The following is a 25,096-nucleotide window of genomic DNA, read 5'->3' as shown; positions in this document are numbered from 1 at the left end:
CATCCGGTCACCCGCGAGCGCGCTCGATCTCGCTGCGGTAGCCAGTGAGCTGCGCGACGAGCCCGGCACCGTCCCCCGTTCCGCGGAGGTCCCCGATGAGCCGATCGACGCGCATGAACACCGCTCGCTGGTCGGTGTGCGAGAGCTCGCGGAAGCGGTCGGCGTCCGGCAGCTGCCCCTGCCATCCGTCCTCGTCCTCGTCGGCCGTCACCGCCGTCGTCTGCACGACCGTGGACGTCCCGCTCGTCCGGACGGAGCCGCCCTCCGTCCCGGACGCGTCCGGGCTGGCGACGGTCGCCGCGGCGACGCCGGTGGCGGCGATGGCGGCGACGAGGGCCAGCGTGGCCAGGGTGGCTGCGGTCTTCTTCTGCATCAGGTGCTCCGTCCGGTCGGCCGCCGAGTGCGGCAGCACCAGCCTGCGGCGAGGCGGACGGTGACCGCATCGGCGGATCGGCTGGGCCTCCCGGCCGTCCGACTGATCGACCCGGTCGACGACTCCGACCTTCGGAGGAGGCGCGACGCGGGCAGCGGCGGCTAGCCTCTCGCCATGCGTCCTCTGCCGATCCCGCCGTGGGTGCGGTCCGCGCTCGCGGGGGTGGCGTTCCTCGCGGTCGCCCTCATCGCGATGGAGGGGCTGCACCGGGCCGGGTGGTACCCGACCCGGCTCGACGACTACCGGCTGACCGCGCTGCTCGTCGCGGTGTGCATCGCCGTGGGGCAGCGCCTGCCGTACCCGCTGCTCGCGGTGGTCGGGGTCGTCGTCGCGTGGCCGTCGTGGACCTTCGACGTCCTCCAGGTCCGACTCATCCCGCTCGTCATCGCCGTCTACCTGGCATGTGCCGCCGGCCGACGGGTGCTCGCGGTGCTCGCCGTCGCAGCGGTCCCGACCGCGCTCGCGATGTTCCTGCCGCTGGCCTTCGTTCCCGTCCGGTACTGGATCCCCGTGCTCGGGGACTGGCGGGTCTGGTCGAGCAACGCGGACTGGTCGACCGTCGTCCTGATGGGGATCCTGCTCGTCGCGTGCGCCTTCCTCGGCCGCGCGACCGCACGACGCCGGCGGTCCGAGCTCGTGCTGCAGCGCCGGAACGAGGAGCTCGTGCGCCTGCGGGAAGCCGACCAGGCCCGGATCGCCTCGGAGGAGCGGACCGCGGTCGCCCGCGAGGTGCACGACGTCGTCGCCCACCACATGGCCGCCATCGTCGTCCGGTCGCAGGCCCTCGTGCGCGTCGGGGTCGCCGACCAGGCCGAGTTCGCCGAGTACGCCTCGTGGGTCGCGGGCACCGGGCAGCAGGCGTTGTCCGAGATGCGGAAGGTGGTCCGGGTCCTCCGTGCCGGTGGGGACGGCGGCACGACCGACGCACCGCTGTCGCTGCGGGCAGCGATCGAGGACGCCGCCGAGCGCGTGCGGGCGACCGGCGTCCGGGTCGACGTCGACCTCCGCGTGCCGGGGCGTCTGGGCGTCATGCAGGACTTCGCCGTGCTCCGGGTCTGCCAAGAGGCACTGACGAACACGCTCGTGCACAACGACGGCTCCTCGGTGCGGATCACCCTCGCAGCGTCAGAGGACCGCATCCGCCTCGAGGTCCTGGACGACGGCGGGACCGACGGCAGCCCGAGGGTGCCAGCGCTCGCCGCGGGTGGGGCGGGTATCCGGGGCATGCGCGAGCGCGCCGCGTCGATCGGCGGGGTGCTCGACGCCGGTCCGGTCGACGGCGGCGGGTGGCGGGTCACCCTGGAGGCCCCGCGCGAGGTCCGAGGGGCGGACGCGGCTCCGGCCGTGGGCACGCCCGCGACCGAGCCGACCTCGCCCCGGTCGTCGGTTCCGCCCCGGTCGACCGCTCCGGCTCCGGCTGCGGCACGGGGCCAGGCATCCACCGTTCCCGCTGCCGCTGCCGCTGCCGCTGCCGCTGCCGTGACCGCTGCCGCTGCCGCGCCCGCTGACCGCCAGGTGGCGGCCCCGTGATCCGCGTCGTGATCGTCGACGACCAGGCGGTCGTCCGGACCGGGCTCGGCATGATGGTCGACGCCGAGGTGGACCTGACCGTCGTCGGTCAGGCCCAGAACGGCGCCGACGCGGTCACCGTGTGCGCCGAACTCCACCCCGACGTCGTGCTCATGGACGTCCGGATGCCGGTGCTCGACGGCATCGCTGCCACCCGCACGATCGTGTCCGAGGGGACCGCGGGCGCCGTCGTCATCCTCACCACCTTCGACGACGAGGAGTACCTGCTCGACGCCGTCCGTGCCGGGGCGCTCGGGTTCCTGCTCAAGGACGCCGGACCCGACCTCATCGCGGCCGGGGTGCGCGCCGCACTCACCGGGGACACCCTCATCGCGCCCTCGATGACCCGCGCGCTGCTCGAGAACCGGCTGCTCACGACCCCCGCCGCCGGAGGCCCCGCAGCGCCAGCCCCACCCACCGCGCACGCGTCGGCCCTCGCGACGCTGAGCGCCCGGGAGCGAGAGGTCCTCGGCGCCCTGGTCCGCGGCGCCAGCAACGCGCAGATCGCGAAGGACCTCTGGATCAGCGAGGCCACGGTGAAGACCCACATCAGCAGCGTCCTCGGCAAGGTCGGCGCGACCAGCCGCGTGCAGGCCGTCGTGTTCGCCTACGAGAGCGGTTTCGTCCGTCCCGACTGGTCCGCCTGATCCGGACGGGAGGCTCGTGGCGGAACCGCGGGGGGGCCTCCCGACCGGCACCGTCCGCGTCGGGCGACACCGCTCGCGCACGCGACCACGAACGGCGTCGCTGAGCGCGAACCGAGCCAGCCCGCACAGCGCGGACCAGGCCCGCCCGCCGCGGCCCGGACCAGGCCTGCGTGTCAGGCGGAGCGCGTCAGCGGCGCAGCCGCCACCTCGGTGGGTTCGGTGGCGACGGCCTCGCGGCGGATCGCGATGACGGTCACGTCGTCGTCGTGCGGCACGGCAGCGGCCCGCTCGGTGAGCGCCGCGACGATCGCCGCCGGCTCCCGCGTCGTGCCGGCCAGCTCGGCGACCGAGTCGACGGCGTCGTCGCGCCCGCCGAACAGGTCGAGGACGCCGTCGCTGAACGAGATGAGCAGGTCGCCCGGTTCGAGCATCCCGGTCGTGGTCGCCCACTCGTCGCGGAGGCCCATCCCGAGCGGCAGGTCGACCGACCGCAGGCGCTCCACGCCGCCGGCAGCGCGGAGGACGAAGCTCAGCCCGTGCCCGGCGTCCGCCCACTGCAGCGTGCCGTCGTCGTCGATCCGGGCGTGGAACAGTGTGGTGAAGGTGACGTCGGTGCCGGCGCCCTCGGCGGCGAGGCCGTCGGAGGCTCGGCGCAAGGCCTCGGACGCGTCGTCGACGGTGCGGGCACTCCGGATCGTGGCCCGGACGGCCGCGGCGATGAGGCCGGCGCCGACGCCCTTGCCCATCACGTCCCCCAGGCTGACGGCGATGCCGCCCCGGGTTCGGTACCAGTCGTAGAAGTCCCCGCCGACGCTCTTGGCCGGCAGGCAGGCCCCGGCGACGGTGACCGCGTGGCCGATGTGGTCGCTCGAGGTCGGCAGGAGCGAGCGTTGGACGGCGGCGGCCCGACTGATCTCAGCGCGGACCTTGTCCTCGCGGGCCTGGGCGGAGATCACGGAGCGTCGGGCACGGCGCGACAGCTCGTGCACGATGACGGCGACGGTGCCGAACACGATCACGGTGATGCCGAGGCGGACGAGCTCGTTCGGGCGCGGGACGTTGCCCGGCAGGAGCGCGAACGGGGCGAGGATGACGAAGGTCACGCCGATGACCGAGTAGAGGATCGTGCGCCGACCCTCGAGGGACGCCCACCACACCACGGGCAGGACCACGAGTGACGTGAACACCGACGCTCCGGCACCCGTGCCGGTGCGGAACAGGGCGATGGACACGAAGTCGACCGCCAGCAGGATCGGCACGAGCGGCGCGACCCGCGGGAAGTAGACCGCGATCGCGGCGATCAGCGTGGCGATCGCGGTCGCGACGAGGCTCGCGAGGAAGAGCTCCACGTGGGTGACCGCGAGGGACGGCAACGCCACGGTGCACAGCGCACCGAGGGCCAGCAGGCCGCTGATCGGGGCCTGCCGGACGAGGGGGTTGTCGATGACGCTGGTTGGGCGAGGCATGCTCACGGCAGGTTACCGGGTCTGTCGGCGGCACGCCCGGGAGCCGACCCGAAGAGGGGGTGTGGACGACGACGGCGGGGCACCCGGTCCGGGTACCGCGCCGTCGTCGTGGGCGTCGCGCTACCGGGCGCGGCGCCGCATCCGCTGGGCGAGCAGCAGCCCGCCCGCGGCGAGGAGCACCAGGGCGAGGATGCCGATCGGCACCACGTTCGCACCCGTCCAGGCCAGCGCTCCGTCGCGGTCGGCACCCGAGCCTCCCGGCTGGCTGCCGTCGGCACCCGAGCCGTCAGCGCCGGAGCCGCCGTCACCGGAGCCACCGTCACCGGTACCCGGGCCGCCGGTGCCGGGACCGGCGCCCGGGCCGTCACCCGGCGCGGGCGTCGGCGAGGCGGTCGGCGGGGCGGCTGCCGTCACGTCGAACGCGGCCCGTGCCAGCACGGCCCCGCCGACCGACGCGGTCACGGTCACCCGACCCGTCGCCGCCGTCGCCGGGACGGCGAGCGCTGCGGTGAAGGAGCCGTCGGCCGTCGTCCGCACGGTGACGTCGTCACCGAGGTCCGGCGTCGTCGCCAGCGTCACCGAGGCGTCTGCCGGGAACCCGGTGCCCGTCATGGTCTGCGTGGCACCCGCGGCGACGCGCGGGTCCTCGACCTGGAGGCTCGGGACAGCGGCCGCGAGCGTCGAGTACCGCACGACGGTCCGGTCCGTCACCGAGCGCTCGGCGACCGGCACCGTGAGGGTGCGGCTGTCGGCGTCGTACGTCCACTCGGACGCGGCGACGGGGGCTCCGTCGACCGTGACCGTCTGCGGACGCTCGGCGTTCGTGAACGTCGCCGTCCAGGAGCGCTCGCGCACCTGACCGTCGAACGAGCCGTCGACGGGCGAGATGTCGAGCGTCCCGCCGTCCGCCTGCTGCGTGAACCGCATGGCGGTCGCGGCCGAGTTCCCGGCCACACGGGCCGAGGCGCCGGCTGCGGCGGCGGGCTGGCCCTCGCCGGAGTCCTCGTGCAGGGCGAACGAGCCGTCCGCGCCGGCCGCGACGGTCACCGTGACCGCGTCGAGCGGTGCGGCGTCGTTCGCGACGTGGTGCGAGCGGGTCGGGACGATGCCGCCGCTCCGGACGAAGACGGGCATGGTGGTCAGGTCCGTCGTGACGTCGGCGGTGGTGCCGCCCTCGTACGTCTTCCCCGTGAACCAGTCCGTCCAGGTGTCACCGGCCGGGAACCACACCGAGGTGGTCGCGGTGCCGTCGTCGCCGTTCGCCGTGGTCACCGGGGCGACCAGGACGTCCTCGCCGTACAGGTACTCCTTGCCGGCCTGCGCGTAGGACTCCTGTGCCTCGGGGTACTGCAGGTAGAGCGGCTGCAGCATCGGGGTGCCGGTCCGGCTGGCGTCCGCGGCGAGGGTGTACGTCAGGGGGAGCAGGTCCTCGCGGAGGTTGAGGAACTGCTTCGCCGACGCGTTGGCCTCGGCCGGGTACTGCCAGGGCAGGCGGTCGCTGTGGTTGCTGTGCAGGCGGTCGATCGGCTGGAAGGCGCCGAACTGCACCCAGCGGGCGTACATGTCCGGCGGGAGCTGCGTCGTGCCGGGCTCGGCACCCTCGATGCCGTACTGGCCACCGTTGTGTCCGCCGATGTCGTGGCTGATCGCCGACAGGCCGGTGGCCGCCGACTCACCCGGCGTGTAGCCGACCTGCGCCGCGAGCTCCTGCCAGCTGGAGGTGGTGTCACCGGTGAAGTGCAGCGTGGTGCGCTTGTCCGCCCACGGGCCGGTGGGGACGGCCTGCGGGTTGCCGTAGCCGCCCGCGGTCAGCGAGCCGTACGCGCGGGAGAACGCCAGACCACGGCCCTCGAGCTGCTCGTCCGTGTACTTCGCGTACTGCTGGTTGATGAACGAGTCCGGCGTGACGCCGTTGGCGGAGTACTTCGAGTTCTCGCTGCAGCACCAGTCGAGCCACCACATGTCGACGCCCTCGGGCTGCAGGGTGTCATGGAGCTCGAAGTAGGCCTTGAGCTGGTCGGGGTCGGACCAGTCGAACAGGTACCGGTCGCCGTCGCCCTTGGTGAGCTTGCCCTTCGCGGTGGCCTGCGCCTTGGCGAACTCCGGGTCGCTGCCCGAGATCGACGGGTGGATGTTGAGCGTGTTGTGGATGCCCTGCTCGTGCCAGTCGGCGAGCAGGCTCGTCATGTCGGGGATGCGGGCCGGGTCGACGGACCAGCCGTTCCACTTGCTGTCGCCCTGGTTCGTGGTGCTGCCGGTCTTGTAGTCGGTGTCGATCGCCATGACGTCGACGGGCACGCCCTCGTCCTGGAAGCGCTTCGCGATGGCGAGGTAGTCCTCCTGCGAGCGGTCGTAGTACTCGGAGTACCAGACGCCGTAGGCCCAGCGGGGCAGGAGCTTCGACGGCCCGGTCAGGGTCGCGAGGTCCTTGAGCGCCGTCGTGTACTCGGTGCCGTACCCGAACACGTAGCCGTCCTGGTACCCCTCGCCGCCGTGGTCACCGCGGGGGGTGGTCTGCTCGGTGGCGGTGTCGTACAGCGCCGACGCGGTGTCGTCGAGGAGCGACCAGCCGTCCTGGTAGAGCAGGCCGGGGTTGGTCTTCACGGAGCCGTTCGCCGTGTCGAGGTCGCGTCGGTACCCGCCGAGCGGGGCGTGCGCGGCGAGCAGCGGCGACGACTGGTCGACGACCGCGATGGTGTCGATGTTCACGTTGCAGTTGTTGTCGACGGTCGGGCAGCCGAGCGTGACGTCGTTCGCTCCCGCCGCCAGGTGCACCGGGACCGTGGTGGTGTTCCAGTAGTCCCAGCCGCTGGTGGGGGCGAGGGTGCCGGTGGTGGCCTCCTGGCCGGCCGGCGCGACGGTGAGCTCCGGGGAGTTCGCCGTGCCGTTCGCGTACCGGACCTGCAGGGCGTAGTCGCCCGCCTTCGGCACGCCCGTCACGTGCGTGGTCAGCGCCGAGTCCGCGCCGCCCCACAGCCCGGAGGCGAAACCGTCGCCCGAGAACCCGTTGTGGTCGGTGGCGACCTGCGCGTTGCCGGCGCGTCCGGCCTCCTCGGCCTCGCACACCGCGCCGAACGCGCAGTCCTCACCGTCGGAGGCTGCCGTCGGTGCGGGGTAGTCGGCGCCGGACGGGATGATCGCCAGGCTGTCGATGTTGACGCGGCCCGAGTCGGCGGCGGTGCGCTCGATGCGCACGGTGTGGGTGCCGGCGGTCAGGTCGAGGGCCGCCGTGGTCTGCTTCCACTCGTCCCAGTTCGCGCCGGCCGGCAGGCGCAGCGTCACGGGCGCCGCGTCGTCGACGACGATGCTCAGGGTGCGGGTCTCGACCTTGCCGTCGCCGCCCTGCGAGTTCGCGTACCGCATGGCGAGGTCGTAGCTGCCGGCCTCGGCGACGGTGGTGCGGAACGTCATCGTGTTGCCGACGGACTCGAACCCGGCCGCGAAACCGCTGCCGGTGTACCCGCCGTGATCCTTCGCCGGTGCCACGCCCTGCAGCGCGAGCGTCTCGGCCTCGCAGAGCGACCCGATCGTGCAGACCGGGGTCTCGGCGGCCACCCACGGGGTGCCGGTGACGGCCTGGCCCGTGGACGACGTCAGCTCGACCTGGAGGTTGTCCTGGGTGAAGTCCCCGGTCCCTTCGCGGTACTTGACCGTCATCTTCCCGGTGCTCAGCGTCAGCCAACCGTCCGCGCGCGTCTGCGTGAACGGCGTCGCGGCGAAGTCGTCGCGACCGACGACGTTGAACGTGCCCTGGTCGATGAACTGGGCGTCACCGGCGTACTCGGTCCGGATCAGGGTGGGGGAGAGCACCTGGAAGCGGGCGTCTCCCGACATCACGGTGCGGGCGTCCGGCGCGGCGGCTGCCGGCAGGGCGGAGATGCCGAGGCCGCCGAGCGCGAGAGCGCCGACCAGAGCTCCGGCGAGGGACGACCCGAGTGCGCGTCGGCGCCTCCGGGTCGAGATGAGAGTGGGACGCAAAGGTGTGCTCCTCGTGGACGTCGTCGTCCGGTCGTTCGTCGGCGGGAGGCCGACAGCGATCTGGGTGAGGTCGTCGCGCGAGCACCCCCTGGTCGCCCGCGTTACAACGTGGGAAAGAGTAGGGCTCACAGGCCGCTCAGGGAAGTCCGACAGGAGATCGGAGGGTTCGCGGTCGCGCTCAGCGGACCGGACGGGAGGCCCGGATCACCGGATCAGGACGCCCTCGCGCTGGCGGCCGCGAGGGCGAGCGCGGGGACCGGCCGGCGGAACTCGGCGCAGGCCATGATGAGGAAGTTGAGCCGCCGCGTTCGAAGGAGCACCATTGCGAGTCCTGATCTTCCTGCTGACGATCATCATCACGACGGCGCTGTCCCTGGGCGCCGGGCTGCTCGTCGGCTTCCAGCTCCGGGACGCATCTGAGGGACTCCGGATCGCGGCGGCCGCCACCTCGCCGTTCCTCGTCATGGGTCCGGTCGTCATCGGGGCGCTTGCCGGCTCCTGGGACCACCGGTCGTCGACGGAGAGCCGTCGATTCCTGGGCTGGTGGTTCTCCGGCGTGGTCGCGATCGACGTCGCCGCCGTGGTGATCGTGGTGCTCGCGGCGCTGTCGGCTCAGGCCCCGATCTGGGTGCCGGTCGTCCTGGCGATCGGCACGGCGGTGTTGCTCGCGAGCGCGCGGCCCCTCGGCGCGCTGTTCCGACGAACGGAGCGCCCGATCCCCGAGACGCCGGGGTCGTCGATCGCGGACGCTGGGGTCGTCCGTCGCAAGGTCCGTCCGATCGCCGTCACGTTCGTCGTCGCGGCGATGGTCACGTCGATCGGGGCTGCGCTGCTCATCGCGCTCGGCGGCGACGACGGCTCGGAACTCGCGCAGACCGTCTTGCTCGCCGGGCAGCTGACCTTCACGGCGACGGCGATGGCGGCCGCCGTCGTGTCACTCCCGTACGGCCGCGCGCTCCGGGACGCGGCCGGTCGTGACATCGGTCGGGTGCAGCGCTTCGGGAAGGTCGTCCTCGGGGGCAAGCCCCTCCCGCTCGACGAGGCCGAGCAGCGCGGTGCTGTCGAGTACGCCCGTCTGGCTCCGCTCGCCCTGCAGTTCCAGCTCGTCTTCCTCGGTCTCCTGTACGTCGGGATCGCGTTCCAGTTCGTGTCGACGGCGATCCGCGGCGACCTCGGTGTGTTCCCGGCCGTCGTCCTCACCGCGATGGTCGTCGTCCTGCTCGTCACGGTGCCGTTGACCGTGCGCCGGATCCGTCGAGCACAGACCTACGCCGAGGAGCACCACACCGACGCCGATGCGCCGTCCGCGGTCGGGACCTCCACGGAGCCCACGGCGTCACTGTGATCGAGCGTCGACGGCAGCGTGATGGTCAGCGCGGCCAGGTCGCGACGACCGCCACCGCGTTGAAGAGGACGTGCGCCAGGACCGCGCCACCGAGCCGGTTCGTCATGGCGACGATCGTGCCGGTGAGGGACCCGAGCGCGAAGGTCGTCAGGAACACCCGGAAGCCGTCGAGCTGGGTCGTCCCGGCGCCGAGGAGGACGTGCAGCACGGCGAACAGGAACGCGGTCAGCAGCACGGCCATGAAGCGTGTACGCGGCGTGAGCTCCTCGGCCATCCGGCGTTGGAACAGCCCGCGGAAGAAGACCTCCTCCAGGAACGGGCTGACCAGCACGATGCCGATCGCCGACACCACGAGCAGCGTGATGTCCGGCGTTCCGAGGGTGGGGACCGGTTCCAGGCCGGTCCTGCCGCCGAACGCGATCCCGAGGAACGCGTCGAACACGCGGACCAGGATGACGATGCCGATCGCGAAGATCGCGTCCCCGATCTCGAGCCGCAGGATCCGGCCGCGGCCCGGGTTCGGCGACCGTCGCAGCACCCAGACGATCCCCACCACCAGGGGCAGCCAGACGGCGAGGTCGGCCGCGAGCACCTGCAGGACGGGCGACGGGATGCCCCCGCTGCGGCTCACGCCGCCGACGACACGGGCCAGGATGACCGCCACCCCGAGGGCGACGAGCAGGATGACCAGGTCACGCTGGCGGCTGGTGTCGGGCTCGGCGTGCTTGACGTCGGACTCGGTGCTCATGGGGTCACCGTAGAGGACGCGGCGACCGGAACACACGACACAGCCGAGCGTTGCTCGATCATGTGGCACTATTTGAATGCCGTACACCGGGACATCCCCGGTGCACCTGTGCTGGGACCACAGGAGAGCGGCGGAATCGTCGGGGAAGGCGGGCCGCGTGGAACTACGCGACTACATCACAGTGTTGCGCAAGGGGTGGGTCCTCATCCTGGTGTTGGCACTCGTCGGAGTGGCCGCGGCAGCGGGCTTCTCGTTGCTGAAGAAGCCGGTGTACTCGGCGTCCGCGCAGGTGTTCGTGTCGACGGAGACGTCGGGCAGCGCGAGTGACCTGGCGCAGGGCAACACCTTCACGCAGCAGCGTGTCCTGACGTACTCGAACCTGGTGTCCACGCCGATCGTCCTCCTGCCGGTCATCTCGAAGCTCCAGCTCGACATGAACGCCGACCAGCTCGCGACGATGGTGTCCGCGACCGCGCCGACGGACACGACTCTCATCTCGATCGCGGTGAATGACATCGACCCCGTGCGCGCAGCCGACATCGCGAACGCGGCCTCGCAGAGCCTCACCAACGTCGTCGAGAACATCGAGGCGACCGATGCGGACGGCACCAGCACCGTCAAGCTCACCCGCGTCAAGCAGGCCGACGTGCCGAGCGTCCCGGTGAGCCCGAACGTGCCGGTCAACGTGGCTCTGGGCCTGTTGGTCGGGCTCGCGCTCGGCGTCGGCATCGCCGTCCTCCGCGAGACCCTCGACAACCGGGTCCGCACCGAGCAGGACGTCGAGAAGATCAGCGACAAGCCCGTCGTCGGCGGCATCGCCTTCGACAGCAAGGCGTCTGAGCGTCCACTCATCGTGCAGGTCGACCCGCGCAGCCCTCGGGCGGAGTCCTTCCGCACGCTCCGCACGAACCTGCAGTTCCTGGACCTCGGCACCGGCTCGCGCACCTTCGTGATGACGTCCTCCGTCCAGTCCGAGGGCAAGAGCACCACGGTCGCCAACCTGGCGATCGCGCTCGACAGCGCCGGGTTCCGCGTCATCCTCATCGACGCCGACCTCCGCCGTCCCCGCGTCGCCGAGTACATGGACGTGGACACGAACGCCGGGCTCACCGACGTCCTCATCGGCCGCGCCGAGCTCGAGGACGTCGCACAGCCCTGGGGCCGCGGCAACCTCGTCGTGCTCCCCGCGGGCCAGATCCCGCCGAACCCGTCGGAGCTCCTCGGGTCGCGCGCCATGCAGGACCTCATCGAGCGGCTCGAGGGCGAGTTCGACTACGTGCTGTTCGACGCCCCGCCGCTGCTGCCCGTCACCGACGCCGCGATCCTGTCGAAGAAGGCCTCCGGCGCGATCGTCGCCGTGGCGTCGGGCAAGACGCACAAGGGCCAGTTCGCCGCCGCCGTCTCGGCGCTCGAGAACGTCGGCGCACCGATCGCCGGGTACGTCATCACGATGATGCCGGTCCGCGGTCCGGGCGCCTACGGCTACGGCCGGTACGGCTACGGGTACGGCTACGGCCTCGAAGCGGACGAGAACACACCGAAGGTCAAGCCGCCCAAGCGCGGCGGGAAGAAGCTCGGCGCACTGAGCCGCGCCGAGCGCTGAGACGAGGTCGGGGGACATGGACACTCGCCGGGGAACCCGAAACCTCGGCTCGACGGTGACACGGTCGACCCTCGTCTGGGTCGCCGTCGTGGTCGTCGTGCTGGTCGTCATCGACATCGCGCTCGTCACGCTCGCACTCGGCCGCACCGCGCCGAACGCCGGTGACCAGGCGGGCCCCATCCCCACATTCTCCGCACGTCCCGACGCCAGCACCAGTCCGACCCCCACCCCGTCTGCGGACGCGGCGGGCGAGCCGCGTCGCTTCCTCTCCGCGGTGGACAGCCAGGAGGCGTGGCGCGGCTCCGGCGCGACGTGCGGCGGTGCCGCGCCCACCCTCGAGCACACCGTCGACGGCGGGGCGACGTGGGTGCCGGTCGCTCTGGGGTCGGACGTGTCGACGCTCATGGCGATCCGGGCCTCCAGTACGGACCTGGCGATCCTGGCCGGGATCGGCGAGGACTGCACCACCACCGTCCGCACCAGCGCCGATGACGGCGTGACCTGGACCGCAGGCAGCCCCGGCGCAGCCGGTGCCGGCGTCTCGTCCGACGGCATCGTCCTGGCGACCGGCGTTCTGGAGCCGCCCTGCAGCGACCCGATCGAGGCGTACCAGGGGCAGCAGACCTCGGTCGTCATCTGCGACGGTCAGGTCGAGTGGCGCTCCGGCGCCGGCGACTGGGTCGACGTCCCCCTCGGCGGCGTGCGCTCGATGGCCGACAACGGCGACGAGTACCTGCTGGCCACGATCAGCTCCGACGCCTGCGAGGGTGTCGAGATCGCCTCGATGACCGCCATCGGGGTGACGCCGGAGACGGCCACCACCACGGTCGGTTGCGACGCCGACGCGGCGACGACCGGGCTGATCAGCCTCGACCGCGCCGGGAACAGCGTTTGGCTTTGGGCGGGCGACGTCGTGTCCGTGTCGGCGGACGGTGGTGCCACGTGGTGACCGGATGGCGGCGATGACCGCCGGCGCGCTGCGGGTCTCCGCGTCGACGGGCTCCACCGAGGAGTGGAGCCGGTCCTACTCGCGCCGCGTCCTGGTCACCGACTTCCTCGCGCTCTTCTGGGTCGTGTTCGGCGTGCAGATCGCCTGGCTCGGGCTCGACTCGAACCTGGCGACGAACACCGCCGACCTGCGCCTCAGCTACACCGGGATCTCCATCGTCGTGATCGCCGTGTGGATGAGCGCCCTCGCGCTGTACGACACCCGCGGCCACCGGGTCATCGGCGTCGGCAGCACCGAGTACCGCCTGGTGGCCGACTCGAGCGTGCGCGTGTTCGGGGTCCTGGCGATCGCCGCCTACCTGCTGCACGTGGACCTGGCCCGCGGGTACATCCTCATCGCCTTCCCGGTCGGCATCCTCGTCCTGCTGCTCTCGCGGTGGATCTGGCGCCAGTGGCTCGTCGCCGAGCGGAAGCGGGGGAACTACTCCGCCAAGGTCCTGCTGGTCGGTTCGACCAGCAGCGTCCTGCACCTGGCGCGTGAGCTCGGCCGGTCGCCGGAAGCCGGCTACCGCGTCGTGGGCGCGGCCGTGTCAGCGGGGACCCGAGGCGTCCTGCCCGGTTCGACCGTGCAGAGCTTCGGTGGGTTCGACGACCTGACCGAGGCACTCGCGGAGACCGGTGCCGACACCGTCGTCATCACGAGCGCCGACGACTTGCCACCTGAGCGCGTCCGGCAGCTCAGCTGGTCACTCGAGCCCGGCCGGCAGCACCTGGTCGTCGCGCCGAGCCTGACCGACATCGGTGGCCCGCGCATCCACACCCGCCCGGTGCAGGGCCTGCCGCTGATCCACGTCGAGACGCCGACCTACTCGGGACGGAAGCTCTACACGAAGCGGGCGTTCGACCTGGTCGGGTCGACGGCACTCATCATCGTGCTGTCGCCGCTGCTGCTGGTGCTGGCCCTGTTGGTGAAGCTGACCTCGCCGGGGCCGGTGTTCTTCCGACAGGAGCGCGTCGGGCTGAACGGCACCACGTTCCACATGATCAAGTTCCGGTCGATGGTCGTCGACGCCGAAGCCCGGCTGCAGGAGCTCGGTCAACTCGATCGCGCCGAGGGCAATGACGTGCTCTTCAAGATGCGCAACGATCCGCGGGTCACGCAGGTGGGCGGTTTCATGCGGCGCTACAGCTTGGACGAACTCCCGCAATTGTTCAACGTGTTCGTTGGCAACATGTCCCTCGTCGGCCCGCGCCCGCCACTCCGGCGCGAGGTGGAGCGCTACGACTTGCACGTCCATCGAAGGTTCCTGGTCAAGCCGGGAATGACGGGGCTTTGGCAGGTGAGTGGCCGTTCAGATCTGTCGTGGGAGGACTCAGTGCGTCTGGACCTCTTCTACGTGGAGAACTGGTCGCTGGTTTCTGATCTGGTCATCCTCTGGAGGACGGCGAAAGCCGTGTTCGGCAAAGAAGGCGCATATTGAAGGGCCGGCCTCGCAAAGCGAGGACATCCACCCGCCATCATGTCGCTGGGGCTTGGGCAACAAGGGTGCTGAACAAACCGATTCTGATCTCCCAAGCGCTGTCGAGCCTGACGGGGGCGCTTGTCGTGTTCGTTGGAGTGTCCTGGATGAGTCACTCCGACTACGCGTTGTTCGCAGTGCTCAACTTAGCGTCGAACATGATCTTCGGCTTCATCCGAGTAGTGGTGTTCCAGCCAGCGCTCATTCACTACCGCGTTGACAAACTTGCCTTCACGCCGTTGCGCTATGCCTTGTGGGCAAGTTTCGTCGGAGCTGTGGTGCTCGCCGGGGTTGCCCTCGTGCTCGGTGTGGCTGACATCACGGACGCATTGCTGCTGGGAGCCTCTTTGGTGCTACCCGTCGGCCAGGACTGGCTGAGATACCGCTGCCTCGTCGTCGGGAAGATCTGGCGGACGGCGTTGGGTGAAGCTGGCAGGGCCCTCCTCACCGTCTTCGTGCTCATCCTTGCGGTGGGGGTGTCGCCAGCGGACTATCAAGCCCTAGCAAATTGTGCATGCGTGGTGGCCGTGTTCATCCAGCTTGGTGAGCACGTCATCAGGACGCGATGGACTGACTTCCGCGCGTATCGAAAACCAGCGCTGCTGCAGAGCCTGGACTACGTCGTCGGTACGATGAATTCGATAATACCGATGCTCGTGTTGGGGAGCTTGGGTGGAGGAATCCTGATCGGTGGTTTCCGACTGGCGCAGACGATCTTCGGTCCTCTCAATCTCCTGTTCTCCGCAAGCAGTACCAAGCTCCTTGCGGATGGAGCCGTTCGTGAGAGTCATGCATCCGACGGAGCGCTCATCGCTTCAGGTCGACGGCTCGCGCTCCGGATGTCCGTACTCAGCGGAGCGCTAGTCGCCTTGGGCGCTTTGGTGGCGCTGCTGGCTCATGTCGAATTCTCCGGCGTCACACATGAGGCACTGCTGGTGGGAGTGTTGTGTGTCGGTGCCGTTGCTGTCACATCCGGCTGGGCGGGAATCCACAACATCATCATGCGGATGCTCGGCTTCAACCGCCAAGTTACGCTTGGCAGGTCGATCGTGGTCGGCACGGCCTGGGCCGCGTTCATCATTGGTTATCTGTGGAACGGCGTCGATGGGAGCGTGATGGCCGGCTTTGTGGTCTCGGCAGTGATGTACCCGATTGCGTTCGTCGTCCCAGCGCGTCGTGCGTACCGAACAGTGCTAGGGGGAACGTGAAATGAATGAAGACACCTCTGTTCGTGAGGTTCGGGTCGTGCTGGTGGCGGACGGCGATCCTGCCGACGTCCGCACAAACTCCGGTCTTCCTGAGGGCATCCTCTCGGGACTCCGCGCCAGGTCGGACGTTGAGATCGTCGGTCTCGTCGATTCGACCCCCGGGCAACTCTGGCGGTACATCGCTGCGGCGCTGTCGTTCCGATTTGACCGACAACAATGGCGGAATGTGTATCGCAAGGGGCGCATGATGAGGGCTTTACGTTCTCGCACTCGCGATCGGGCCCTGGCTCGCGTCCCTGGCGAATTCGTCTCAGTTCAGATCGGTAACACGTACGCGCCGAGCACGTCGCCATACGCGGTCGTCATCGACGGCACCGCTTCACTGAGTCAGAAGTGGGAAGGGTGGGCTCTCCCGAAGCGAGAGCTGGACGCACGGATACGAGCTGAGCGACTGCAGTTCGACCGAGCCCGAACAGTCTTCGTTTTGGGAGACCAAGTGCGGACTGAAGTGATCAACGCCTACGGGCAGCCAGCCGCGAAGGTGATCACCCTCGGCGGCGGGGCTCGACGTTCGACGGAGACCAAGTCAAGGAAGGCACCGAAGGCAGCGCTGCGGGATGGCCTCAAGACCATCCTCTTCGTGGGCGTGGATTTCGAACGGAAAGGCGGAGACGTCCTCCTCTCTGCGTTTCGGCGGTTGCGAGAAAGCGACACCGTTGAGCTGATCATTGCTGGCTGTGCACCGCGTGCACCGGAGCCAGGAGTGCGATATGTCGGCTTCGTCAGCGAGCGTCCGTCGATGGATCGCCTCTACCAGGATGCGCACGTCTTCTGCTTGCCCTCCAGATTCGAACCGTTCGGGCTGGTGGTTCACGAAGCGATGGCGTTCGCCGTCCCGTGCGTCGTGTCAGACCGGGGCGCGCTGCCAGGGCTGGTACTCGATGGGGAGGCAGGCGTGATCGTCCCGGTCGAGGATGACGCCGCTCTTGAGGCAGCACTCCGGACGCTGGTACGCGACGAATCCCGTCGTGCCGAACTGGGCAAGCGCGGACAGCTTGCGGCAGCCGGCAGTAGCTGGGATGTGGTCGCGGATCGACTCCGCCGGGGTATCACCATGGCCGAGGACCGATGATGAGCGGGACGAGTGCTCGGATGCTTGGACAGGGCGCGCAGCGTGGCGCTACTTCTGGAACAGCGTCAGGCGGCTCTTTTCTGATGGTGGTGACCGGCCTCGCGGCTCTGACGTCGAATTGGAGCGCGGTTCGAGTCGGAACGTTCAACTTGAGCGATCTGTTCGTCATCGTCGGACTGCTGCTGCTTCCTCTGTCTCCCGGCGCGACGAAGAACTTGCCCGGTCTTCGGTCATGGATGTTCCTACCGGCCCTGATCGGGCTTTTGTTGGCGGCACGGGATGTCGTTGTCGTCGGGCGACCGTTCACCGCGATCGAGGAACTCGGCGCGGGGCTGTCACCTGCACAGATGCTCGCTCGGGTGGTCCTGTCGACGGTCTGCGTGGCGGTGCTGAGCGTCCTGGTGATCGGCCGGGACGTGGCGCGCGGGCGCAGGATCCTTCGGTGGTGGATCGGCGGTGTCGTCTCGAGCAGTGTCTTCGCGCTCCTGCAGGCTATCGGGACCGTCCCAGAGGGCACTTTGCTCGCGCAGGTCAACGGAACAGACCGGTACGCGGGACTCAGTAGCCACCCCAATGCTCTCGCCCAGACGATCGTGTTGGCCATCCCGGTGGTCCTTTACTACCTTCGCGCGTCGATGACCAGAAACAGGTTGGTCGCCGGTCTGGGCTTCGTGCTGTTGATTGCTGCTCTCTTTCAGACTGGCTCCAGGGCTGGCTTGCTGATCGGCTTCGCCGTGGTGGTGGTCTCAATCGTCCACCACGCTTCCCGTACTGGGGGCCTGCGCTGGGTGCTCCCGATCGTGATCCTCGCCACGGCTGCTGCAGTCGTCTTCGGGCCAGCGCTGATCAGGGGGACGCGATTCGTGCAGAGCGCTGGTACGGTCCAGAGCAACGTGGGACGAACGCAGGCCATCGGCGACGGGTGGGAGTTGTTCGTTGCGCATCCGGTGTTGGGCGCGGGCCTTGGATCCTGGGTCGGGGAACTGGCGCCGTTGGTCCTCCTGGCCTCCGGGGGAGTCCTCTTCCTGGTGGCCTACAGCACCTTCGTTGCTGCACCGATCCTGATCCTCTGGCGAAGCCGCCAAATCGATCTCGCGGCAGTTCTCCTCATTTCCGCGGTCGCGGTCGTCCTCTTGGGACTGCTGAACAACGGTTTCACGGAGCGATACACGTTCTGGCCGGTTCTCATAGGTGCTTCCCTGTTCCTGGGACCGTTCGCACCGCCGTCACCGAGCGACAGAAAGGATGACCGCTCGCATACGGGCGGCAACCTTCTGAACTGACGGTAGGTCCGCAGAAGGGCGGCGTTCGTACGGCTTCTGCGCAGCATTTCGCGCCGCAGAAGCGAACGTGAGCGGGTCCGGTTCCACGAAGTGGACTTCGTCTGCTCTGAGCAACTCGAGTTCAGGAGCATGGTGCTGATGAGCTACAGTGACGATCGGGAGACCCAGCGCGAGCGCATCTACAGCAACAAGTCCGACACGCCCAGGCATCCAGATGCTCTCACAGAGCGCCGCGAATGCTGCCAACTTCTCGCCCCGAGCTGACTCGATCCACACGACGGCACCCTCTGCCACGGCTGTAGCAACGTCGTCCTCCAACGGTCCGCGTCCGATGACGATCAATTTGAATTCTGGATCGCTTCGATGCGCGTGCCGGGCTGAGTCGAGCAGTTCATGCACTTTCTTCGACTCGTCAAGCCCCCCTACGAAGAGCGCCCGCGGGCCGGAACCCACGAGACGCCGAGCATCGGTTCGATCCCCTTCGTTCAGCGAGTCGGCCGCCGCGCGCAATGTCGTTGTATCCGTGCTGTTGCCAACCGCAGTGATCGGTTTGCTCCTGCCGTCGAGACTGCCGGCAAGCCGCTTTTTCCCGCCTTCGGTGTATGTCATCACCGCACTTGCGGTCAGTCGAACGAGTAACGCTCTGAGGTACTTACTCGCGGATGTGCCGTCCGATACGAAAGATGCCCCATGGCCCCATAGTACGATTGGAGTGCGAGGGTGACTCAGGCGCCAGGACCAGACGAACAAGTTCGTGGGGTCCAATTCGCTGACAAGGACATCGAAGCGGGTGTGTCGAAACTGGCGTGGAAGTGACCGTAGCCGTACCTCGCGGTTGCGCGGGAGCTTGAGGATGAACTCGCGCATGTTGGCTGCTCCGCTACCTGTTGTGGCGTCGCCCCGTAGCCGTTGATTCGGAGCAGGTTTCCCCGCCACGAGCACGAGCTCGTGTCCTTCCTGCTCCAACTGTTGTCTTAGCGCTACGAACAGCGGCACGCGATAAGCCGGGATGTAGGGCTGAGTCATCAGGATTCGCATTGCTGCTCCTACCGGAGTTCGTGACGGTAGACGCCGGCGAGTTGAGCTACAGAACTTTGCCACGTGAGATGCTCAGCCGCGTAGTTCCGGCCTCGAGTGCTGAGTTCCGAAGCGACATCCTCTCGCTCGAGGATGTCGAGGAGTTCATTCGCCAGAGCATCTGGGTCGGCTTCTGCTAGGCGAAGTGCACCAGCGCCAGCAGCGTTGGATGCGATGCCCACAGTTCGCGTGGCGACCGTGGGGCAGCCTGCTGCGAGAGCTTCAGCGACCGAAACACCGAAGCTCTCGTCGTCACTCGGCAGGATGAACACATCAGCATCGGCAAGAAGACGACGGCGCTCCGCCTGGTCGACCGTTCCCAGGAAGTCCACCCGATCGCGGAGACGCAGGTCGTCGACGAGCTCTTCGGGGCTCCAGGTCAATTGCGGGTCCAGCGGACCGGCGACGATCAGTCGGACTGACTTCCCGCGGTTCTGCACTGCTGCGACGGCACGCAGAGCGAGGTCGAGCCTTTTCTTTTGTGTGATGCGCCCGAGGAACAGCACGGAGGCTTCGGTACCGGCTGCCTTCTGTCGTCTGGGCTCTGACAGAAGGGTCTGATCGACACCCAGATGCACTTCGGCGGCCGGGATACGTCGCGCCCAGGCAGGGCTCCGGTCTTCTGCTTCGTGTTGGCTGCTCACGATGAGCCGCGATACGTGTCTCAACACGAGACCATCGACGAGGGTAGAATACAGTGCTTTCTTGAAGCGCCCTTGATTCCAATGGTAGTGATCAAGGGAGCCGTGCGGTTGCAAGACGACCGGTCGCCGTAACAGCGTGGAGAGCCACAGGCTCGTCGTGGAACTGAAAGTGTGGATGCTGTGGACGTGCACGACATCCGTTCGTGCGATCAGCGACAGGGCGCGGTATGCCAGCCATGGCGAAAACGAGAATCGCTTCGGGGGTATGACACGTTCGACGGCCACTCGTGAGTCGTCGGCCAGGTCTGCGTCGAGGGCACTGAAACCTTTGTCCGTCGTGAGGACCGTCATCTCGACGCCCTGCTCGCCGAGGTGACGCAACCAGCCGCGGATGACTTCAGACGGCCCGCCGTCCACTCGTGAGACTGACGGAATGACGTGGAGAACGCGCATCAGTTCACCACGTCCTTCAACCGGCGAAGCTCGCGGGTCTTGACATCGATCTGCCAGTAGTAGGAGGCGAGCGCGAACGCGTAGTCGAAGCCGGCACGACCGTCACGGAATCCCGACCGAAGGAGGTAGGCGTAGATGAAGAACGCCAGCGGTTTGAACGGAACCCGGTCGAACAGGCGTCCCTTGGGTGACCGATTCCCTGCTATTTGTCGACGCAGCGCCGGATGAGTGTTCAGGTACGCCTCCCAATCTGAGTAGCGATTGTGCCGGGCAAACCAGGTGGTGATGGGGTCGAGATCGTCGTGGCAGATCCGATGCGACAAGGTGCCGACGGTCTTCGCCGTCTGCGGCTGGTAGTGCCCCTCCACTTCACGAATACCGGGAGCGTCGAGATCGTCGACCACCGGGAAGTGAGCTACCTCTCGATCGAGGAGTGAACGTTTCGTGACCGTGTGACCGTGATGCAGGAACTTTCCGGTGAAACGGTAGAGTAGTGGTACGTCGAATGCGCCGATTGCCGACGGCTCGCGGAAGGTCTGCGACATTTCCTCGAGCTCGCTGATCAGGCCGTCCGACGGATATTCATCACCGTCGAGCAGAAGTACCCACCGATTCCTCAGGCGCTCTAGTTCGAGACTCCACTGTTTCTTCTTCGGATACCGCCCGTTCCAGTCGAAGTTCACGACTTCGGCACCGAAGCTTGTGGCCACTTCCTTGGTGTTGTCCGTGCTGTTCGAATCAACAACGATGATCTGATCGAAGCTGGAGAGCCTGCTCAGCACTCGATGAAGTCCGACCCCTTCGTTCTTCGTGATGATGACCACCGAGATCGGGAGCATGGTCCTGCTTTCCTTCAGAATCGTACGAGTAGCGGACGATCGTTGCGGCGATCATTTTTTGAAACGGGCACCGACGAAAACTGCCGGATTCCCGGAGAAGATGCTCCCGTCGGGGAGATCGCCCCGAACGACGGAACCGGGTGCTACTAGCGCCGAAGTTCCGATGTGCGTGCCACCTAGAATGATACAACGCGCCGTGATCCACGCGCCGGGATCGATCCTGATCGGACTGGTGATGAGGGCCATGTCTGCGCGATGCGCGTGGCTTCCCGTGGTCAGAAAGCTCTCCTGGGAGATGACGACGTTCGGGCCGATGAAGATGTCGTTCTGGTTGTGGAGCCACACGCCTTCCCCGATCCAGCAGTCGTCGCCTACGTGGAGCTTCCACGGAAATCGAACCCTTGTCCGCGGGCGAAAGATGACGCCGTGACCTACTTCTGCTCCGAACAACCGAAGAACAAGGACGCGTAGACGAGAGGATATTTGCCATGGGTTCGTTACGAAGAGCAATTCCACTACAGCCCACGCGAACACCACGAGTTTTGATCGGCCCCAGGAGGCCCGTTCCCCAGGAGCGTCCCGCAGAGGGATGACTCGGAACGTCGAACGGTGTGCTTCCATGATTCCTCCCCAGGGCGGTGAAGACACCAACTCCGGGCTCATCATAAGGGTGGCAGTGCGCCCGGCCTGGATGGGAGTCAGCCGGGGCGAGCCGGAGAATCAGAGGCGTCGAGCTTGGGAGCTTGGGCGGTGGTGCGAGGACGTTGCTGTCGAGGTTCCACGTCTGTGCATCACGACCTGCTCGTCTCGGTAAGCGAGCTCAGCGTCGAGCTGCTGCTGTAGGGCGGTTGGCTGCAGGCACGGAACTGTTTAGCCGTGCTGCTATCGTCAGGACGTGAAGAAGCGTCAGTCGGTCTTGATGGTCGGCATCAACTACGCGCCGGAGAGTACGGGGATCGCGCCCTACTCGGCGGGGCTGGCGCGAGAGTTGGTGGGCCGAGGCTTCAAGGTCCGGGTGATCTCTTCGTTCCCGCATTACCCGCAGTGGTCCTTCGGCAGTGGGCGTCCGCCGAGGTCAACAGCGGACGACGAAGACGGGGTGCGGGTGGTGCGTCGGCGCCATCGCCTCCCCATGAAGCCGGGTGGTTTCGCCCGGGCTGCTTCTGAAATCTCGTTCGGGTTGGCTGCGGTTGGCACGAGGTTCGGACGGCCTGATGTGGTCGTTCTCGTCTCCCCAGCGCTACTTGCGTCCGCGGTGGCGTTCGTGAAGGTCCGACTCCGGACAGTGCGGCGTACGCCGGTGGTCATCTGGGTGCAAGACCTCTACTCGCTTGGCCTTCGAGAACTGAGTGACGAGAAGCCAAGCATGGCTGAGAGGATCGTCTCGAGGGTGGAGCGGTGGGTCCTTCGCTCCGCCGATGCTGTCGTGGTCATCCACGAACGGTTTCGGGACACAGTGGTCAACGAGATGGGCGTGGATCCCGAACTCGTCACGGTCGTTCGCAACTGGTCACACATGGAAGCAGGCGAGCAGGCGGACCGTCAGGCGGCTCGACGCGAGCTCGGCTGGTCTCCTGAGGACTTCATCGTCCTGCATGCCGGAAACATGGGCTTGAAGCAGGGGCTTGAAAACGTGGTCGAGGCCGCCCGGCTCGCGGACGCGACAAGCAGCCGTGTTCGGTTCGTGCTCATGGGCGACGGGAATCAGCGCGTCCATCTCGCGGAACTCGGTACGGATGTTGCCGCACTATCGATGATCGGCTCGTTGCCGGATCGGGACTTCCGCAACGCACTCGGCGCAGCGGACGCGCTCTTGGTGAACGAGCGGAGCGGAGTCGCTGGCATGGCCGTCCCCAGCAAGCTGACGTCGTACTTCAGTACCGGACTCCCGGTCATCGGCGCCACGGACCCTGGAAGTGTGACCGAGAGCGAAATCCTCCTCGCCGGTGCAGGCCCGGTGGTTCCCGCTGGAGATCCGAGGGCCCTGCTCGACGTAGCCGAACAACTGGCGGCAGAGCCAGACGTCGCTCGACGCATGGGCCAGAGCGGCCTGCGCTTCCGGTCTACCCGGTTAACTCCGCGAGCATCATTCGATATCTTTACCGGGCTACTCAGGGGGCTGGCAACGAGCCGGAGCGCCTCCTCCATCAGGGAATCGGGGAACGGTTGACCAAGCGCGCGCTCATCACGGGCATCACGGGGCAGGACGGGTCCTACCTCGCGGAGCTGCTGCTCCGAAAAGGATACGAAGTGCACGGAGTCATCCGCCGGGCGTCCACTTTCAACACTTCGCGGATCGACCACCTCTACGTCGATCCGCACAACCCCGAAGCCAAGCTGTTCCTGCACTACGGAGACCTGGGAGACGGAGCTCGCCTGGTGAGCCTCCTCGGGGAGCTCAAGCCGGACGAGGTCTACAACCTCGCAGCGCAGTCGCACGTACGGGTCTCGTTCGATGAGCCGGAGCACACCGGCGACGTAACGGGCGTCGGTTCGATGCGCATGCTCGAGGCGGTCCGGATGTCTGGGATCCACACGCGGTTCTACCAGGCGTCCTCCTCCGAGATGTTCGGTGCGACACCGCCTCCGCAGAACGAGGAGACTCCGTTCTGGCCGCGCTCCCCGTACGGCGCCGCCAAGGTGTACAGCTACTGGGTGACCCGAAACTACCGCGAGGCGTACGGGATGTTCGCCGTCAACGGGATCCTCTTCAACCACGAGTCCCCGCGTCGCGGAGAGACCTTCGTCACCCGGAAGATCACGCGGGCAGCGGCTCGCATCAAGGCGGGGCTCGAGGACCACGTGTACCTCGGTAACCTCGACTCGGTTCGCGACTGGGGGTACGCCGCCGAGTACGTTGAGGGAATGTGGCGCATGCTGCAGGTCGACGAGCCGGACGACTTCGTGCTCGCGACGGGTGGCGACTTCACGGTCAAGGACTTCCTCTCGACTGCGTTCTCGCACGCAGGGCTGAACTGGGAAGACCATGTCCGGTTCGACGAGCGCTACCTGCGACCCAGTGAGGTCGACGCTCTGGTCGGTGACGCGTCGAAGGCCAAGGAGAAGCTCGGCTGGGAAGCCACGGTCGACACCGCGCAACTGGCGCGCATCATGGTCGACGCTGACATCGAAGCGCTCGAGCACGAGGGCCGCCCGTGGATCGACAAGGTGAAGCTCGCGAGCTGGGAGGCGTGATGTCGGACAACGAGTTCGTCCCCGGGCCGCTCGACAGGACGGGGCGCGTCTACGTCGCCGGGCACCGGGGCCTCGTCGGTTCCGCAGTCTGGCGGAAGCTTGAGTCCGAGGGGTTCACGGACCTGGTTGGACGCACTTCTTCGGAGCTCGACCTGAAGGACCGCGATTCGGTTTTCGCGTTCTTCGCCGAGCAGCAGCCGCGGTATGTCGTCCTGGCGGCGGCCAAGGTCGGGGGCATCATGGCGAACAACACGTACCCGCACGATTTCCTCAGCGAGAACCTCCAGATCCAGGTGAACGTCATGGACGCCGCCGTCGAGCACGACGTCGAGCGCCTCATGTTCCTCGGGTCGTCGTGCATCTACCCGAAGTTCGCGGAGCAGCCGATTCACGAGGACTCGCTGCTCACGGGTCACCTCGAGCCGACCAACGATGCCTACGCCATCGCGAAGATCGCCGGCATCATGCAGGTCCAGGCGGTTCGCCGTCAGTACGGCAAGCACTGGATTTCGGCGATGCCGACGAACCTCTACGGACCCGGCGACAACTTCTCGCCGCAGGGGTCGCACGTCCTGCCCGCTCTCATCCGCCGGTACGACGAGGCGGCGAAGTCTGGTGCGGACCGTGTCGAGAACTGGGGGACCGGTTCGCCCCGACGTGAGTTCCTGCATGTCGACGACATGGCCGCAGCAGTCCTGCACCTGATGGAGCACTACGACGGGCCGGAGCAGGTCAACGTCGGCACCGGTTCGGACGTGACCATCAAGGAGATCGCCGAAACGGTCGCGACGATCGTCGGGTTCGACGGGGAGACCGTCTGGGACACAACGAAGCCCGATGGCACTCCCCAGAAGCTGCTCGACGTGTCCAAGCTCGCGGATGCGGGTTGGACCGCCGGTATCGGTCTCGAGGACGGGCTTCGGAGCACCATCAGCTGGTATCGCGAGCACGTCGGGACGATCCGCGAATGACAACGCAGGTCGAACATGAGCAACCGTAGGATGAGTG

At 67.8% G+C, this 25,096-nt stretch carries 20 protein-coding genes; 12 read left to right on the top strand and 8 right to left on the bottom strand.

All coding sequences use genetic code 11. From position 1 onward, the window contains the following. Positions 1–7: 7 nt before the first annotated feature. Positions 8–373 carry a hypothetical protein gene (locus DEI83_RS10030; protein WP_146243293.1) on the bottom strand — a complete coding sequence of 122 codons (366 nt, stop codon included), beginning with the start codon at positions 371–373 and terminating at the stop codon, positions 8–10. Positions 374–547: 174 nt separating this feature from the next. Here DEI83_RS10030 and DEI83_RS10025 point away from each other — a divergent pair, with 174 nt between their 5' ends. Together DEI83_RS10025 and DEI83_RS10020 are read left to right on the top strand one after the other, a co-directional pair. Further along, a complete protein-coding gene (locus DEI83_RS10025; RefSeq protein WP_111081808.1) occupies positions 548–1,963 on the top strand; it encodes a sensor histidine kinase in 1,416 nt (471 codons plus the stop codon). Then, the gene (locus DEI83_RS10020; RefSeq protein WP_111081807.1) at positions 1,960–2,649 is read left to right on the top strand and encodes a response regulator transcription factor; all 690 of its coding nucleotides are present in this window, start codon (positions 1,960–1,962) and stop codon (positions 2,647–2,649) included. The genes DEI83_RS10025 and DEI83_RS10020 overlap by 4 nt, the downstream gene beginning before the upstream one ends. A gap of 173 nt (positions 2,650–2,822) precedes the next feature. On the opposite strand, the gene DEI83_RS10015 is transcribed toward DEI83_RS10020, so the two are convergent. Together DEI83_RS10015 and DEI83_RS10010 are read right to left on the bottom strand one after the other, a co-directional pair. After that, positions 2,823–4,115, bottom strand: a complete 1,293-nt coding sequence (locus tag DEI83_RS10015; protein ID WP_146243292.1) for a PP2C family protein-serine/threonine phosphatase — start codon at positions 4,113–4,115, stop codon at positions 2,823–2,825. 120 nt (positions 4,116–4,235) lie between these two features. After that, positions 4,236–8,093, bottom strand: coding sequence for a TIM-barrel domain-containing protein (locus DEI83_RS10010; protein ID WP_220036774.1), 3,858 nt, complete (start codon positions 8,091–8,093; stop codon positions 4,236–4,238). A 322-nt stretch (positions 8,094–8,415) separates the two neighbouring features. Here DEI83_RS10010 and DEI83_RS10005 point away from each other — a divergent pair, with 322 nt between their 5' ends. Further along, entirely contained in the window at positions 8,416–9,438 is a 1,023-nt protein-coding gene (locus DEI83_RS10005) for a hypothetical protein (protein WP_111081805.1), read from the top strand. Between the two features lie 25 nt (positions 9,439–9,463). Here DEI83_RS10005 and DEI83_RS10000 read toward each other — a convergent pair whose 3' ends face one another. Then, on the bottom strand, positions 9,464–10,186 hold the full coding sequence (locus DEI83_RS10000; RefSeq protein WP_111081804.1) for a CPBP family intramembrane glutamic endopeptidase: 723 nt from the start codon (positions 10,184–10,186) through the stop codon (positions 9,464–9,466). Positions 10,187–10,343: 157 nt separating this feature from the next. Between DEI83_RS10000 and DEI83_RS09995 the strand changes: the two genes are divergently transcribed. The 6 genes from DEI83_RS09995 (at position 10,344) to DEI83_RS09970 (ending at position 17,880) form a co-directional block, all read left to right on the top strand. Continuing rightward, positions 10,344–11,789 (top strand): polysaccharide biosynthesis tyrosine autokinase, encoded by a 1,446-nt coding sequence (locus DEI83_RS09995; RefSeq protein WP_111081803.1) that lies wholly within the window; start codon positions 10,344–10,346, stop codon positions 11,787–11,789. 55 nt (positions 11,790–11,844) lie between these two features. Next, the gene (locus DEI83_RS09990; protein ID WP_111081802.1) at positions 11,845–12,738 is read left to right on the top strand and encodes a hypothetical protein; all 894 of its coding nucleotides are present in this window, start codon (positions 11,845–11,847) and stop codon (positions 12,736–12,738) included. Positions 12,739–12,751: 13 nt separating this feature from the next. Next, positions 12,752–14,218 (top strand): sugar transferase, encoded by a 1,467-nt coding sequence (locus DEI83_RS09985; RefSeq protein ID WP_258371161.1) that lies wholly within the window; start codon positions 12,752–12,754, stop codon positions 14,216–14,218. A 65-nt stretch (positions 14,219–14,283) separates the two neighbouring features. Beyond that, the gene (locus DEI83_RS09980; RefSeq protein ID WP_111081800.1) at positions 14,284–15,465 is read left to right on the top strand and encodes a hypothetical protein; all 1,182 of its coding nucleotides are present in this window, start codon (positions 14,284–14,286) and stop codon (positions 15,463–15,465) included. A 1-nt stretch (position 15,466) separates the two neighbouring features. Continuing rightward, positions 15,467–16,597, top strand: a complete 1,131-nt coding sequence (locus tag DEI83_RS09975; protein ID WP_111081799.1) for a glycosyltransferase family 4 protein — start codon at positions 15,467–15,469, stop codon at positions 16,595–16,597. A gap of 149 nt (positions 16,598–16,746) precedes the next feature. Then, positions 16,747–17,880 carry an O-antigen ligase gene (locus DEI83_RS09970; RefSeq protein WP_181431161.1) on the top strand — a complete coding sequence of 378 codons (1,134 nt, stop codon included), beginning with the start codon at positions 16,747–16,749 and terminating at the stop codon, positions 17,878–17,880. Here DEI83_RS09970 and DEI83_RS15940 read toward each other — a convergent pair. From DEI83_RS15940 to DEI83_RS16230, 4 genes are all read right to left on the bottom strand, one after another. After that, entirely contained in the window at positions 17,824–18,489 is a 666-nt protein-coding gene (locus DEI83_RS15940) for a glycosyltransferase (RefSeq protein WP_181431160.1), read from the bottom strand. The genes DEI83_RS09970 and DEI83_RS15940 overlap by 57 nt on opposite strands. A 437-nt stretch (positions 18,490–18,926) precedes the next feature. Continuing rightward, on the bottom strand, positions 18,927–20,054 hold the full coding sequence (locus DEI83_RS09960) for a glycosyltransferase (RefSeq protein ID WP_111081796.1): 1,128 nt from the start codon (positions 20,052–20,054) through the stop codon (positions 18,927–18,929). Further along, the gene (locus DEI83_RS09955; protein ID WP_111081795.1) at positions 20,054–20,893 is read right to left on the bottom strand and encodes a glycosyltransferase family 2 protein; all 840 of its coding nucleotides are present in this window, start codon (positions 20,891–20,893) and stop codon (positions 20,054–20,056) included. The genes DEI83_RS09960 and DEI83_RS09955 overlap by 1 nt, the downstream gene beginning before the upstream one ends. 51 nt (positions 20,894–20,944) lie before the next feature. After that, the gene (locus DEI83_RS16230) at positions 20,945–21,238 is read right to left on the bottom strand and encodes a hypothetical protein (protein ID WP_258371160.1); all 294 of its coding nucleotides are present in this window, start codon (positions 21,236–21,238) and stop codon (positions 20,945–20,947) included. Between the two features lie 550 nt (positions 21,239–21,788). Between DEI83_RS16230 and DEI83_RS09945 the strand changes: the two genes are divergently transcribed. Genes DEI83_RS09945 through DEI83_RS09935 form a run of 3 tightly spaced genes read left to right on the top strand, consistent with a single transcriptional unit; the run spans position 21,789 to position 25,059 of the window. After that, positions 21,789–23,063, top strand: a complete 1,275-nt coding sequence (locus tag DEI83_RS09945) for a glycosyltransferase family 4 protein (protein ID WP_111081793.1) — start codon at positions 21,789–21,791, stop codon at positions 23,061–23,063. Continuing rightward, on the top strand, positions 23,060–24,088 hold the full coding sequence (gene gmd / locus DEI83_RS09940; RefSeq protein WP_111081792.1) for a GDP-mannose 4,6-dehydratase: 1,029 nt from the start codon (positions 23,060–23,062) through the stop codon (positions 24,086–24,088). The genes DEI83_RS09945 and gmd overlap by 4 nt, the downstream gene beginning before the upstream one ends. Beyond that, on the top strand, positions 24,088–25,059 hold the full coding sequence (locus DEI83_RS09935; protein ID WP_111081791.1) for a GDP-L-fucose synthase: 972 nt from the start codon (positions 24,088–24,090) through the stop codon (positions 25,057–25,059). Before gmd ends, DEI83_RS09935 begins: the two co-directional genes overlap by 1 nt. The last annotated feature ends 37 nt before the right edge of the window (positions 25,060–25,096 follow it).

It is taken from the genome of Curtobacterium sp. MCBD17_021, from assembly GCF_003234525.1.
Classification (GTDB): domain Bacteria; phylum Actinomycetota; class Actinomycetes; order Actinomycetales; family Microbacteriaceae; genus Curtobacterium.
Note: the sequence above shows the minus strand (reverse complement) of the source record. Positions and strands in the feature narration are given on the sequence as shown.